Raw genomic sequence first — 14,568 nt, forward strand, 5'->3', positions numbered from 1 at the left:
TACGTTAAAGTATCTCTTTTAGATTGTCTATCGGAAAAACCGAACCAACAGGCATATCCTCCAGTAGGATTTTACCAACTCTAACACGCACTAATCGCAACGTTGGGCAATTTACAGCACTAGTCATTTTTCTAACTTGCCTAAATTTCCCTTCTGTTAAAGTTACCGAAATCCATGTTGTTGGACCATGTCTAGCGTCTCTGATTTTTTTAGAACGTTCAGGTAAATTAGGGAGCGCTTGTAATTTAAAAACTTTGCAAGGTTTTGTGATGTATTTTTTACCATTAAATCCAATTTCTACGCCGTTACATAATTGCTGTATCGCTTCCGCGGAAATTGCTCCGTCGACTAAGGCATAGTATTCTTTTTCTATTCCGGATTGGTTAACATGATCACTTAGTTTACCATCTGTAGTGAGTAGGAGTAGACCTTCACTTTTCTCGTCCAAGCGTCCGATTGGCATAATACCTTCAGGAAAATTACCTAGCTCACTTAAAAAATGTTTACGTTGTTCTTTAGCAGCATTGCTAGAAAACTGGCTTAACATTTTAAACGGTTTATATATTTTGAAGTGTTTGTGGTTATTTTCCATATAAAATCTCAAAAACCAAATCTTTGGTTAGTGGTTTACCATTTGCTTTTTCACGAATCAAATCATAGCTGAATCTAAAGTCGCATCCTGATTTATAAGCACTACAACCATAGGCCGTTTTTCCTTTTATAATGGTTCCTTTTTTACATTTAGGACACGGATTGGTATCCGAACCTGTTTTTGCTTTCGCTGAAGCTTTTTGCTTGGGTTCTAATTTTAGTTTGAAGGCATCATCAAAACGAAGCAAGCCTTCAACTGAAGCGCCTTCTATTTTAAACCCTTTTAAATTCACAGTCGATCCTTTATCCAGTAAACGCTTGTATTGGTTTTCAGAAATATTTTTTTCGCCAAAACTAAAAGGCAACACAAAATCACATGTTTTACCATAATTACTACAACCATAGGCGTTTTTTCCTTTTAAAACTTGTCCGCTTTTACATTTTGGACAAGCTTTACCAACAATACCTTTTGTGGTGGTTTTAGATTTTGTTTTAGTCTTTGTTGCTTTTTCTGATTTATTATTGGTGTAACTTATTTTCGCTTCGACCTTTTCACTTCTTACTTCGTAGACCAATTGATCTACCATTTTTTTCATATTATTTATAAATGCTGAAGCGGAATATTCGCCTTTTTCAATATCTTTCAATTGCTTTTCCCAAAGTCCCGTTAGCTCGGCAGACTTCAGTAAATCATTTCTAATAATATCAATCAATTGAATACCTGTTACTGTTGGTAACACTTGTTTTTTATTACGTTTTATATATTTACGTCTAAAAAGTGTTTCAATAATATTGGCACGCGTAGAAGGTCTACCAATACCATTTTCTTTCATTAAATCACGCAACTGGTCATCATCCACTTGCTTTCCTGCGGTTTCCATTGCACGTAGGAGTGTCGCTTCCGTAAACTGATTAGGTGGTTTGGTTTGTTTTTCAAGAAAACTAGGTTCGTGTGGTCCTTTTTCTCCTTTAACAAATGTTGGTAATAATCCTGCTTCCCGGTTAGGGCTGTCTTTTGTTTCAAAAACAACACGCCAACCTTTGTCTAATATTTCTTTACCTGTAGTTTTAAAATTAACACTTTCTGCTTTTCCTATAACCGTGGTATTTGCAACCTTACATTCGTCATAAAATACAGCAATAAAACGTCTGGTAATGATATCATAGACTTGTTGCTGATTGTACTGTAAATTGCTTTGCACACCAGTCGGAATAATGGCATGGTGATCTGTTACTTTAGCATCATCAAAGACCTTTTTAGATTTTTTAATTTTCTTTTCTAAAACAGGTTGTGTTAGTACAGCGTATTTGGTCAGGTTTTTTAAAATTCCTGCTACTTTTGGATAAATATCGTTTGGTAAATAGGTGGTATCGACTCTAGGGTAGGTCACGACCTTCATCTCGTACAATTTTTGTACAATCTTCAAGGTTTCATCTGCAGAAAATCCAAATTTAGTATTGCAGTATACTTGTAATCCTGTTAAATCGAATAATTTTGGTGCATATTCATTTCCTTTTTTCTTTGTAATTGAGACAATTTCAAAATCGTGTGCTTTTACAATTTCTGCTAGCTTTTCACCATCTTCCATTTTTAAAAAGCGACCTTCCTCATAACTAAATAACGTGTCACGATATAAAGTTTGTAATTCCCAATAGGGCTGAGGCTTAAAATTCTCGATTTCTTTCCAACGATTAACTACCATGGCTAAAGTTGGTGTTTGTACACGACCAACACTTAAAACCTGCTTGTATCCACCATATTTTACGGTGTATAAACGGGTGGCATTCATCCCAAGTAACCAATCGCCAATGGCTCTAGAAAATCCTGCGTAATATAAATTATCGTATTTAGAACTAGGTTCTAGCTTTAAAAAGCCTTCTTTAATAGCTTCCGTTGTTAGAGAGCTAATCCAAAGACGTTGTACTTCTCCTTTGTAACTAGCTTGATCTAATACCCAACGCTGTATCAATTCTCCTTCTGTCCCGGCATCCCCGCAGTTTATAACCACTTCGGCTTTATCAAAAAGACTTTTTACAATTCTAAATTGTTTTTGAATACCTGAATCTTTGGTGACTTTAGTTTCAAATTTTTCAGGTAGCATGGGTAAGTTGTTTAAATCCCAACTTTTCCAATAGGGTTTGTAATCGTTAGGTTCTTTTAAAGTACAAAGATGTCCAAATGTGTAGGTTACTGCATACCCGTTGCCTTCATAGTAACCATCACGTTTTGTGTTGGCACCTAATACTTGCGCAATTTCTCTGGCGACACTGGGTTTCTCGGCAATACAGACTTTCATGTGATATTAGCTATGATTTTAAAAAGAGACCCATTACATTCCTTAAATTTAGTTATTATACTATAATTTTAAAAGGTAAATGGCTTACTTAATGAGTAAAATTCAGACCTGCAAAATAAGTGAATTAGTTTGGGTAATGAAAGGGTTTTGGTAGGAGTTATTAACGAAATGCTTTTTAGCGCTTCGTCGTAGTTTATTACCTTGATTAGTAACACTTAATTAATAGTATCTAAAACTTTAAAGCCTTGAATTTAAGGTGCGCTTTCTGTTTTTTGCTTAATTAATTGAGTACACAGGAGCATCTCATCTTCTATTTTAAGGGATTTCATACCTCTTGATCAAAACCATTATTCTGTATAGTTGAATATTAATGATTCAATAATAACGTGGAAAAATTGATAGTAAAATGAAATAATTTTTCATGTGAGATATTGCGTGAGATATAACGAAACTAAGATACTTAAAGATCTAAAGTAGGGTGTTGAAAGCTATTTGTTTCGGCCAAAAAGCTTGTTTTTAATTAAGATAATCTCACTAATTATTTTAGATTTTTTTGAAAAGGCATGAGAAAATGCCATAGACGTCAGTAGTGTAATAAAAGCTAATGTCCCCAACGCACCACCATAACCATTAAAAAAATGGCTTTTGTTGATGTAGACCAAACTAAATAAGACTCCTGAAATGGCTAATAGCAAATAGTGTTTTTGACCTTTAGGGGACGCCATTCCAATAAAAGATGTTCCAATAAATACAATTGGAATGTTTTTAGTGAGATAAACGTCTAGAATATCTGGAAAGCAATAAAAAAATAAACCCACTATTAGGGATAGTAATGCAGAGGCTCTAACAACGCCTTGGTTTAATTGTTCGCTCACATAAAAGGTAAGTGTTGCCCCGAGGACACCTGTTATTGCTAATATTATAAAATTCATATAAATAACCAATATAATAATGATACCATAGCGACTCCAGCAAAGGCCAGCGTGCCCAATTTACCTCCAATACCTAAAAACAAGTTTTTAGAAACCATAAATAATACTCCTGTTAAAGTTCCTGCCGCAATTACAAATCCTATGGAAGGTGTGATTTCTGCACTAGACATACCAACAAAAGCACCACAATAGATAGCACCTGGTAGTTTTTTTATATAAATAGAGTCTTTATTTAGGACAGGGATAAATGAGGCCAATGTACCGGTGATTCCTGCGGATAAAACACTACCTAATTCGCCATATATATTTAGTGAGTAACAAAAAACAGCACCAATGGGAACCCATATAGCGACACCAATTCTTTCATATCCATACTCCTCATGATGTAAATCTAAATAGCGATAACCAAAAAAAATAGCTACAGTTATGATTACTAAGGATATTAGAATAGCAAAGCTACCCACTTCATATTTTTCTTTGGCTATCATCGTTAAAAAAATAACTTGGATAACTAAAAGCGTAATAATGGTAACTAATCTAATATTTTTATGTGTTTTCATTACAAAAACAAATTTTGGAAGATTACTGTTTTGGTTTTGATTCTGTTTTTGTTAGAGGTGATCACTGACTTCTGTTAGAAAAATAAATATTGCAATTAATATAAGTGACACAAAATTAATTTAAAAAAATGAAAAAGCCCCATAAAGGGCTTTTTCATTACTATGTATTTTAAAGGGATTGGTTATTTGGTGCCTCTCACGGTTTTATTTTTAGGATATTTAATAGTGTAAATAAACTTTTCGACAACAGTCTCTCTTGCTTGGACACCAATAGTCCACAATAACTTACCATTATCTTCTGTATATTCAGCGTTTCCTTTATCATCTAAAGTAATTTCAATATCCTTATTTTGAGAGACAGGAATTTGATCTAGAATTTCAATAGTTATAGGTGTTCCTTTTTTGTTTTTAACTACAAGTTCGTAACCTATAGTTTCTTTTTTATTACTTCCAATAAATTTTGAAGCGGTAAACTCTTTTATTGGCGTACGCTCTACAACAATACTATTATCACGTCCCATAGAGATTAATAATTCTTTAGCAGTCACTTCTGGATTAATATAAGACGTCCCTACAAAAGCACCTTCAAAAAAGATATTGGCTTCTCCTGCAACTAAGTTGTATTGACTCCAATCCGTAATTTTTGCTATCAAAAAGGCAGCTCTGTCTAATTTAGGAACCGTGTGATAGATGTAATCGGTTTTTAAATCAAAGGACTGTAAAGCAACCAGGTTTTCTTTTCCATCACTAGCAATAGAGCGCTTACTTAAAATAGTAAAATCTACAGTTAATTGATTTTCTGCCACCGTTGAAGCATTAACACGTTTAGATTTTTGCGTGTATGCCATATTACTAACCTGGATTTCTTCCATGACTTCATCATTTTGCTCTTCTTTGTATCGCTGTAGCTGTTGTTGGTAGATACTAGCATACAAAGGACTTAAAATAGGTCTGTCATTATTTTGAGACGGATTACCTGTACTTATTGTTAAAGCCACATTGTCCCAGTCTAATCCAGTGTTTTGGTAGATACTAGCTTTATAAGTTAAGTTTACATCTTCTGTAATACTTTCTGATCTTAAATCGTATAACGGAGTCCAACCGACGTTTCCAACAATATATTTACAATCAATAGCTACTTTTCCTGGTTTTTTAGAATCTATTTGAAGTACAATATTCCCACTTGGTTTATTAAATTTTGCATTAAGCTCACTTAATTGTTGGTTTAACTTTACGGCTGTTTCTCTTAAAGGTTTTTCCTTTTTATCTAAAGCGATAATCCCTTTTTTTATTTCAAGGTATTTAGCATGATATACGTTACTTAACTCTAGGACCTGTTGTGGCGTAAAACTAGAATTTCCAGAACCTAAATCTTGATTTTTATTTAAGATTTGTTCCATTCCTAATAGACTATTTCGCTCATGAGCTAACCAATTGATATCATCATTTAAAGCTTCCAATTGTGCTTTTAACGCTTCAATTTCTTTGTTATTTGTTTTGGAAACTAGATAGTTGTTTTCATATTTTGCAGATACCAATACCGTATTAGGATTATTAAATTGCACTTGTAAACTGGAGGGATTGATGCTTGTAGAAATTCCCGTTAACACAATTTCTTGTGGTCCCAATGCGGCATTAAACGAGGCGTCTCTTACTATTTGCGCGTTGCTTTTAAAGACTTTAACAGCTGTTATTTTAGAGGATACTTCGGTTTGTGCTGTCGCAGAAGCACTTAGTAGAAAGAGGAATAGTCCAAATATTTTTTTCATGATGTTTATTTTTTTACGAAGCTATTATAATTATCCAAATTATTAAACTCTAATGAGTAAACATTAAGTTTGAATGAGTAAAACGATACGTTTTAGAAGGCAACGTTACCAGGCTACTACAAAACACTTCATTACTGTTCCATTAGGACATTTTAACCAGAGTAATGGGGCGTACTTTTCTCCTTTATAACGATCCAATTGTGGCATAATTTGATCATAAGTCATCCAATCGACGGTAACGTCCAAATCTAACAACCAGTCTATTTTTTGTGGTTTATAAAACTGGCACGCCGCAAACTGCGGTAATTGCGCATAATTGAAATAAAAACCATAAATACAATCGTTATTTAAAGTTTTAAATTGAATCGATTGCCCAAAAGGCACAAAAATCTGTGCTTTAAAATAAATGCGTTGTTTTATATTCTCAGCTTTTAATTCCAACCGGTCTAATAAAGGTCTTGTGGCTTTGTTAAAAAGTAACGGAAGCTGCTTGTTTTTTAACTTGTTTAGTTTTTCTATTAAAGAATCTCGGCGCATGGGCCCAATCAAGCAATCGACCTCATTAGGTCCTAAAGTAGAATCATATAAATAATATTTAAACTGAATTTCTAAATGAACAGCTTGCCCTTCATTCAAATATAAACAGTCCAATTCGCCAATGGTATGGTTTTGATTTTCCTGAATTTGAATGTTTTCCGCTAAAACTGAAATATTTTCAAACTGTTTTAATTCTTCAAAAACAAATTGCTCCACACGTTGTCCTAGACGTATATTCGTTCTAATTTCTTTATTAAAAACAAAGGTGCTACCCAATTGTTTTACAAAAGGTTGCATTTCAAATATTTTATTATAAAATAAGTGTGGCGTGTTAAAAAAACCACTAAATGTGGCTTGTAAATTTTCTTTTTTTTGGCTCATATTAAAGAGTAAAAGTAATCAAAATTAATTTTTTCTATAAAATAATCGTTGAAACCCTTTAATTCGTTGTATTTTTGCACATCTTAAAATTTAAAAATTGCAATTGATTAATGTCTACTAAAACCATAGAATTACAAGAACGTACAGAAGGAAAAAGTCTTTATAGTTACCAAAAGGGTGCTATTGATAAGATTTTTAAATGTTTTGAAGAAGCAGAAGAGGATTATCATTTATTATATCAATTACCTACGGGTGGTGGTAAAACGGTTATATTCTCCGAAATTGTTAGGCAATATTTAAAAACACATAAAAAGCAGGTGCTTGTAATGACGCACCGTATTGAGCTTTGTCGACAAACATCTAGAATGCTTACAGAATTTGGTGTGAGTAATAAAATTGTAGATAGTAAAGCCGATTTAAGTGACCAGAAAGACTTTAATTGTTTTGTGGCCATGGTTGAGACGCTTAACAACCGTTTAACAGATAATAAACTAGATATTTCGGACATCGGTCTAGTTATTATTGATGAGGCGCATTATAACAGTTTCACTAAGTTATTTAAGTTTTTTGAAAAATCATTTATCCTTGGTGTTACAGCAACGCCTTTAAGTAGTAATATTAACCTTCCAATGAAGGATAATTATAACGAGCTTATTGTTGGAGAAACGATACATTCTTTAATTGCTAATGAGTTTTTGGCTCGTGCCGAAATTTTTTCATACAACGTTGGATTAACGTCTTTAGTTGTAGGAGCCAATGGTGATTATACAGTAAAATCTTCTGAAGATTTATATACCAATACGGATATGTTAACTAAGCTTATCCAAGCTTATGAAGAGCGTTGTAAAGGTAAAAAGACCTTGATCTTTAATAATGGTATTAACACGTCTTTACACGTGTATGATACGTTTAAAAGAGGTGGGTATCCTGTAGCACATTTAGATAATAACAATACTAAAAAGGAACGTAAAGCTATTCTAAAATGGTTTAAAGAAACACCAGATGCGATTTTAACCTCTGTAAGTATCTTAACTACTGGTTTTGATGAACCTACAGTAGATTGTATCATGCTTAACAGAGCAACCAAATCATTGACATTGTATTACCAAATGATTGGTCGTGGATCTCGTATTTTAAAAGATAAAAATAAATTTGTTGTTATCGATTTAGGGAACAACTTACACAGATTTGGACCTTGGGGTAACGATTTAGATTGGCATAAAATATTCCGTTCGCCCAACTATTATTTAGATGGTATTTTAAGTGATGAAGAGCTTGAAAACAACTTTAGATATGAAATGCCAGAGGAGTTACGTGAAAAATTCGCGAAATCTGAGCAAGTTTATTTTGATATTAAAAAATGTTATATCGATAGTATTAGAGCAGGAGAGAGCTCTAAAGTTGTACTAGAACGTTCTATCATTCATCATGCACATATCTGTACAGAAAATAGTGAAGATCTTTGGGATGCTTTAGGTTTAGTAAAACTATTAGGAGACGATATTGATTATCGTATTTCACGTTACACCAAGTGTATTAGTAAAAGTACATTCAATTTTGTGGAATGGTTGAAAGATGATTATCGTAAAAAGTTAAATGCATTTTTACGTACTAATTTTGACGAAATCTTTGAAGAAATCAATGGTTTTCCTCCAGAAGAATAAAATTAAGTTTGACAGTATTCAGTCGCAGTTTGCAGTTGCTTACTCTTGTAAATATATTAAAATAACTATAGACTAATTACTATTATTATGACTTTTAAAGACTTAGGTTTAGATAAAAATTATATAAAAGCACTAAAGGAATTAGGGATTAAAAACCCTACTGAAATTCAATCTCAGGCCATACCAGTGTTACTTAAAAAGTCAACCGATTTAATTGGTTTGGCACAAACAGGAACAGGTAAAACGGCTGCTTTTGGTTTACCTTTATTACATAAAATTAATCCTAAAAAGGATACTGTTCAAGCGCTTATCATTGCACCGACAAGAGAATTGGTACAGCAAATAAAGAAACAGTTATTTAAGTATATCAAGTATAATGACGCTAAAATCTTTTTAGAAGGGGTTTATGGCGGTGAAAAGATTGATATTCAACTTAAAAATGTAGCCAGAACAACTCATATTATAGTAGCAACTCCTGGTCGTTTGGTTGATTTAGTAGAGCGTGGTGCTGTAAATTTAGCGGATGTTAAAACTATTGTTTTAGATGAAGCTGATGAAATGTTAAGTATGGGGTTTAAACCTGATTTGACTACGATTTTAAAATCGGTAACAGGCCAAAAAAACACGTGGTTATTCAGTGCAACCATGTCTGATGCTTTAAAAGATATTGTAAAGCGTTATATCGCAGATGAAGCTATTCGTTTAGAGATTGATAGAACAAGTATTGTTAATCAAAATATCTCGCATTATTTTGTAGAAACTTCAGTGCATGAAAAAGCATCAACTATCATCAGATTATTAGAAGATAGAGAAGACCAACGTGGTATTATTTTTACTAAAACAAAAGCAGGTGCCCAGGCATTAAGACATCAATTAGAAACCGAAGGGTTTAACGTTGGTGCTTTAGAAGGGGATATGCAACAAAGAGATCGTGATAAAGTAATGCGTGCGTTTAAAAATACAACGTTACAGTTACTAATCTCAACCGATGTGTCTGCAAGAGGAATTGATGTTAACGATTTAGCTTTTGTAATGCATCACCAATTACCAGAACATATTGAGTATTACACGCACAGAAGTGGGCGTACAGCAAGAGCTGGTAAAAAAGGAGAATCTATTGCGTTGATTTTAAGTAGTGAGCGTAATGACCTTAAAAAGGTGGAATCTACTTTAGGGATCAAATTCAAACAATTATCGGTTTAGTTATAATGTAGTTTTTCTTATTAATATATAGTGTGAAACACTTTAATTCAATGCTTTATGAGTATTGAGTTAAAGTGTTTTTTTGTTAAAATTGCTTCGCGTTTTAGGTCAAACCCTCCGTTTTTTTCTTTGAAAAACACACCTCCCTTCAGCTGAAGGGAGGAGCTGTTTGCGATGTGTTAATGGTTGTTTTGTAGTTTTTACTACTGTTGAGTTGTTGTAGCTCTCCTCTTAAATTTAAGAGGAGTATGAATTTTAATGTCCGATTTTAGAGACAATGGAAGAAAGAGGCGTTTTATACTTGTGTACTTTTAAAACTGCTTTGCGTTTAAGTCAAACCCTCGGTCTTTTTCTTTGAAAAAGCCACCTCCCTTCAGCTGAAGGGAGGAGCTGTTTGCGATGGTGTTAATTGATTGTTTTGTAGTTTTTACTACTGTTGAGTTGTTGTAGCTCTCCTCTTAAATTTAAGAGGAGTATGAATTTTAATGTCCGATTTTAGAGACAATGGAAGAAAGAGGCGTTTTATACTTGTGTACTTTTAAAACTGCTTTGCGTTTAAGTCAAACCCTCGGTCTTTTTCTTTGAAAAAGCCACCTCCCTTCAGCTGAAGGGAGGAGCTGTTTGCGAGGGTGTTAATTGGTTCTTTTATCGTTTTTACTACTGTTGAGTTGTTGCAGCTCTCCTCTTAAATTTAAGAGGAGTATGAATTCTAATGTCTTATTTTAGAGACATTGGAAGAAAGAGGCGTTTTATACTTGTGTATTTACTAATGTTTAGTTGTTGTAGCTCTCCTCTTAAATTTAAGAGGAGTATGAATTCTAATGTCTTATTTGAGAGACATTGGAAGAAAGAGGAGTTTTATATTTGGTTAATTTTTAAAACTGCTTCGCGTTTAGGGTCGAACCCTCCGTCTTTTTCTTTGAAAAAGCCACCTCCCTTCAGCTGAAGGGAGGAGCTGTTTGCGAGGGTGTTAATTGGTTCTTTTATCGTTTTTACTACTGTTGAGTTGTTGTAGCTCTCCTCTTAGATTTAAGAGGAGTATGAATTCTAATGTCTTATTTTAGAGACATTGGAAGAAAGAGGCGTTTTATACTTGTGTACTTTTTAAACTGATTTGATTTTAGAGGCAAATCCTACACGTTCAATTCTAAAAAAAAAGACATAAAAAAAGCAACTCCATTGAGCTGCTTTTTTCGTTTGTTACTATTTATATAATAATTAGTGTGTTGACATTTTTCCTTTTCGTTTTGCTAATTGTCTTTCTAATTGCGTCACAACTTCACTCACACTTTTATGCAAAGTGTCCTTGCTTTCTTCAGCATATAATCTTGGTCCAGGAGCACTCAATCTAATACCTGCAATTTTACCAGAAGCATCATCACTAGTATTTTCTAATTTAAAAAACACATCGGCACGCACTATAAATTCATATTTATTAAACAGCTTTTGGATTTTTTCTGCAGTAAATTGCTCTAACTCTTCACTTGCTTTTACCTTATCATATTCAAAATTGATATCCATATTCTTAAGTTTTATATTTACTTAAAGATACAAAAAAGAGAACCTATTCTTGTCTTTTTATTAAATATTTAAGACAAAAAATTATTGATTATCTTTAGACCACATTCAAAAACACTATTAATAATGCGTACAATTAAATCCTTAATTTTACTAACTGGTTAGCTTTAGTCTCTTGTGGAGACTCTGGAACTGCAGTGGTAGACGAGTCAACCGATTTTAAAATCGATTATGAAAAATTCACCTTAGATAATGGACTAGAAGTTATTCTCCATGAGGACCATTCCGATCCTATTGTTGCTGTAGCAACGCTAATGCATGTCGGGTCTAACAGAGAAAAACCTGGTAAAACAGGCTTTGCCCATTTCTTTGAACACATGTCTTTTAATGATTCTGAAAATGTACCAGTGGGTGCTAATCGTAAAATGATTCCGGAATGGGGTGGAAGCCGTAATGGAGGAACGTCTAACGATTATACTGTTTATTATGAAGTCGTACCAAAGGATGCTTTTGAAAAAATCATGTGGATTGATTCAGATCGTTTTGGTTACATGATTAATACGGTAACAGAAGCTGCTCTTGAGCGTGAAAAGCAAGTGGTTAAAAACGAAAAACGTCAACGTGTGGATAATGCCGCTTATGGTTATACGGATGAGATTATTAGAAAAAACTTATATCCTCAAGGCCATCCATATAATTGGACTGTCATTGGTGCATTACCAGATTTACAAGCTGCAACTGTTGCTGATGTAAAAGAGTTTTATAAGCAGTATTACGGTGCAAAAAACGCCTCTTTAGTAATTGCTGGAGATATTGATATTACCGAAACTAAAAAATTAGTGGCGCAGTGGTTTGGTGAAATCCCGAGTGGACCAGATGTAGAAGAGCAAAATATAGCACCTGTGGTTTTAGATAACACAAAATCGTTGTATTTTGAAGACAACTTTGCCAAACTACCAGAAGTACGTATGGTATATCCGACGATAAAAAATTATGATGCTGACAGTTATGCTTTAGATATTTTAGGCGAATTACTTAGTGGTAGTAAAAAATCACCTTTATATAATGTATTAGTTGAAGAACAAAAACTAGCACCTCGTGTTGGAACCTATCAAAATAGTAGTGAGTTGGCTGGAGAGTTTGTGTTTAGAGTGCGTGCAAATGCAGGAACAGACTTAGACCAAGTAAAAGCAGCTATTGATGCCGGTTTAGCTAAGTTTGAAACGCATGGTGTTAATACGGACGATTTAAAACGTATTAAAGCCGAATTAGAAACAGGCTTATACCAAGGGGTTAGTACTGTTTTAAATAAAGCTTTTCAGTTAGTACAAGATAACGAGTTTAATGGTGATCCTAGTTTTATTACTAAACGTGCTAAATTGACTAATGCAGTAACCGCAGCAGACATCATGCGCGTGTACAATCAATATATAAAGGATAAAAACTATGTGATGACTAGTGTGGTCCCTAAAGGACAATTAGAGCTAGCGGTAGCAGATAGTAAAGAAGCGACTGTTTGGATTGAAGAGATAAAGCAAGATGTGGCTAATGAGGAAGTCAGCCAGGGTGAAGAAGCTGTTTACGAGAAAACGACAAGCAAATTTGATAGAAGTGAACCTAATTTTGGCGAATTACCAGTATTTAACGCACCAAAAGTGTGGAAAAGTCAAATGGATAATGGTATGGCTGTGTACGGGATTGAAAACAATGAAGTGCCTTTAGTACAATTCGATATCACTATTCCTGGTGGGCAACTACTAGACCCAAAAGGTAAAGAAGGTGTGGCTAATTTATTTAGTGATTTAATGATGCAGGGCACAAAAACTAAAACGGCAGCAGATTTAGAAGAAGCTATTGGTTTATTAGGAGCGCGTATTACTATGTATAGTGGTAACGAAGATTTTCATATTACAGGTTCCTGTTTAACTAAAAACTTAGACGAGACGATTAAGTTAGTTAAAGAGATGCTTTTAGAACCACGTTGGGATGCTAAAGAGTTTGATCGTTTAAAGCAAGGCTTAGAAACTAGTTTAAAAGGTAGTGAAGCTAATCCTAATGCTATCGCTTCTAACGTCTTTAATCAATTAATGTATGGTAATGACCATCGTTTTGGAATTAATGGTTCAGGGACTTTAAATAGTACTAAAGACATTACAATGGACGATTTAAAAGCCTATTATAAAAACCTATCGCCAAAAGCCGCGACATTTCATATTGCTGGTGCTATTAATAAAGGCGAAACAATCACCGCTTTAAGTACTTTAAAAGCGTGGAAAGGGGAGACTATAAATGTACCAACAGTAGCAGTAAAAAATAATGGAGCAGGAGGGAACTTATATTTTGTAGATGTACCAGATGCTAAACAATCGGTAGTTTACATCGGTAAATTGGCATTGTCAGGAAAAGATAAAAATGCTAATAATCTTGATTTTGCTAACGAAATTCTTGGAGGAGGATCAAGTGGACGATTATTCCAAACCCTTAGAATTGGAAAAGGATACACTTATGGTGCTTATTCTAATATCTCAGAACGTGAAGCGATTAGTCCATTTGCTATTAGAAGTAGTGTACGTGCCAATGCGACTTTAAAATCGTTAGAGATTATTAAAAACATGGTTACGGATTATAAAGATAGTTTTACTGAGACAGAAGTCGAATTAACAAAAAATAAAATCTTAAAAGGAAACACTAGAGCCTACGAAAGTTTAGGGGCACAGCTAAGTATTTTAAGACGTATTAGTAAGTACGACAAAGCAGAAAACTTTTTAGATACGGACCAAGACGAATTAATTAATATGACGTTAGCGGATTACAAAACCATTATTGATCAGTATTTAACCGAATCTGATATGGTGTATTTAGTGGTTGGTGATAAAGCTACACAACTAGAGGAAGTCAAGCAATTAGGAAAACCGGTTGTAGAACTTGATATTTATGGTAATACGCTATAAGTACACATTAATTTAAATATCAAAAAGCACAATGTTTAACATTGTGCTTTTTTTGTTTCTGTGCTATTTAGATGTAAATCTTGTAACACGCACTAATAATTGTGTAATGTAAATAGTAAGGTTAGTGGTCATCTTTGTAAAACAATTAATAATCACTAAAACTTG

The 14,568-nt window shown here is 33.7% G+C and carries 10 protein-coding genes; 3 read left to right on the plus strand and 7 right to left on the minus strand.

Annotated features, from left to right (window positions below):
• Positions 1-4: 4 nt before the first annotated feature.
• The 6 genes from H0I26_RS12420 to H0I26_RS12445 form a co-directional block, all read right to left on the minus strand.
• Entirely contained in the window at positions 5-592 is a 588-nt protein-coding gene (locus H0I26_RS12420; RefSeq protein ID WP_218699335.1) for a pseudouridine synthase, read from the minus strand.
• Positions 582-2,888 (minus strand): DNA topoisomerase 3, encoded by a 2,307-nt coding sequence (locus tag H0I26_RS12425; protein ID WP_218699337.1) that lies wholly within the window; start codon positions 2,886-2,888, stop codon positions 582-584. Before H0I26_RS12425 ends, H0I26_RS12420 begins: the two co-directional genes overlap by 11 nt.
• Positions 2,889-3,376: 488 nt before the next feature.
• Complete coding sequence (locus H0I26_RS12430) at positions 3,377-3,820, minus strand: hypothetical protein (RefSeq protein WP_218699339.1); 444 nt, start codon at positions 3,818-3,820, stop codon at positions 3,377-3,379.
• Entirely contained in the window at positions 3,817-4,380 is a 564-nt protein-coding gene (locus H0I26_RS12435; RefSeq protein WP_218699341.1) for a hypothetical protein, read from the minus strand. Before H0I26_RS12435 ends, H0I26_RS12430 begins: the two co-directional genes overlap by 4 nt.
• Positions 4,381-4,562: 182 nt before the next feature.
• The gene (locus H0I26_RS12440) at positions 4,563-6,149 is read right to left on the minus strand and encodes a DUF4139 domain-containing protein (RefSeq protein ID WP_218699343.1); all 1,587 of its coding nucleotides are present in this window, start codon (positions 6,147-6,149) and stop codon (positions 4,563-4,565) included.
• Positions 6,150-6,254: 105 nt separating this feature from the next.
• Positions 6,255-7,067 (minus strand): DUF1853 family protein, encoded by an 813-nt coding sequence (locus H0I26_RS12445; protein WP_218699344.1) that lies wholly within the window; start codon positions 7,065-7,067, stop codon positions 6,255-6,257.
• 110 nt (positions 7,068-7,177) lie between these two features.
• On the opposite strand from H0I26_RS12445, the gene H0I26_RS12450 reads away from it, so the two are divergent.
• Together H0I26_RS12450 and H0I26_RS12455 are read left to right on the plus strand one after the other, a co-directional pair.
• The gene (locus H0I26_RS12450) at positions 7,178-8,731 is read left to right on the plus strand and encodes a DEAD/DEAH box helicase (protein ID WP_218699346.1); all 1,554 of its coding nucleotides are present in this window, start codon (positions 7,178-7,180) and stop codon (positions 8,729-8,731) included.
• 84 nt (positions 8,732-8,815) lie between these two features.
• Entirely contained in the window at positions 8,816-9,934 is a 1,119-nt protein-coding gene (locus H0I26_RS12455; protein WP_218702086.1) for a DEAD/DEAH box helicase, read from the plus strand.
• A 1,218-nt stretch (positions 9,935-11,152) separates the two neighbouring features.
• On the opposite strand, the gene hpf is transcribed toward H0I26_RS12455, so the two are convergent.
• Positions 11,153-11,455, minus strand: a complete 303-nt coding sequence (gene hpf / locus H0I26_RS12460) for a ribosome hibernation-promoting factor, HPF/YfiA family (protein WP_101018550.1) — start codon at positions 11,453-11,455, stop codon at positions 11,153-11,155.
• Between the two features lie 194 nt (positions 11,456-11,649).
• On the opposite strand from hpf, the gene H0I26_RS12465 reads away from it, so the two are divergent.
• Positions 11,650-14,403 (plus strand): M16 family metallopeptidase, encoded by a 2,754-nt coding sequence (locus H0I26_RS12465; RefSeq protein ID WP_256935120.1) that lies wholly within the window; start codon positions 11,650-11,652, stop codon positions 14,401-14,403.
• Positions 14,404-14,568 lie beyond the last annotated feature (165 nt).

Source organism: Olleya sp. HaHaR_3_96, assembly GCF_019278545.1.
GTDB lineage: Bacteria > Bacteroidota > Bacteroidia > Flavobacteriales > Flavobacteriaceae > Olleya.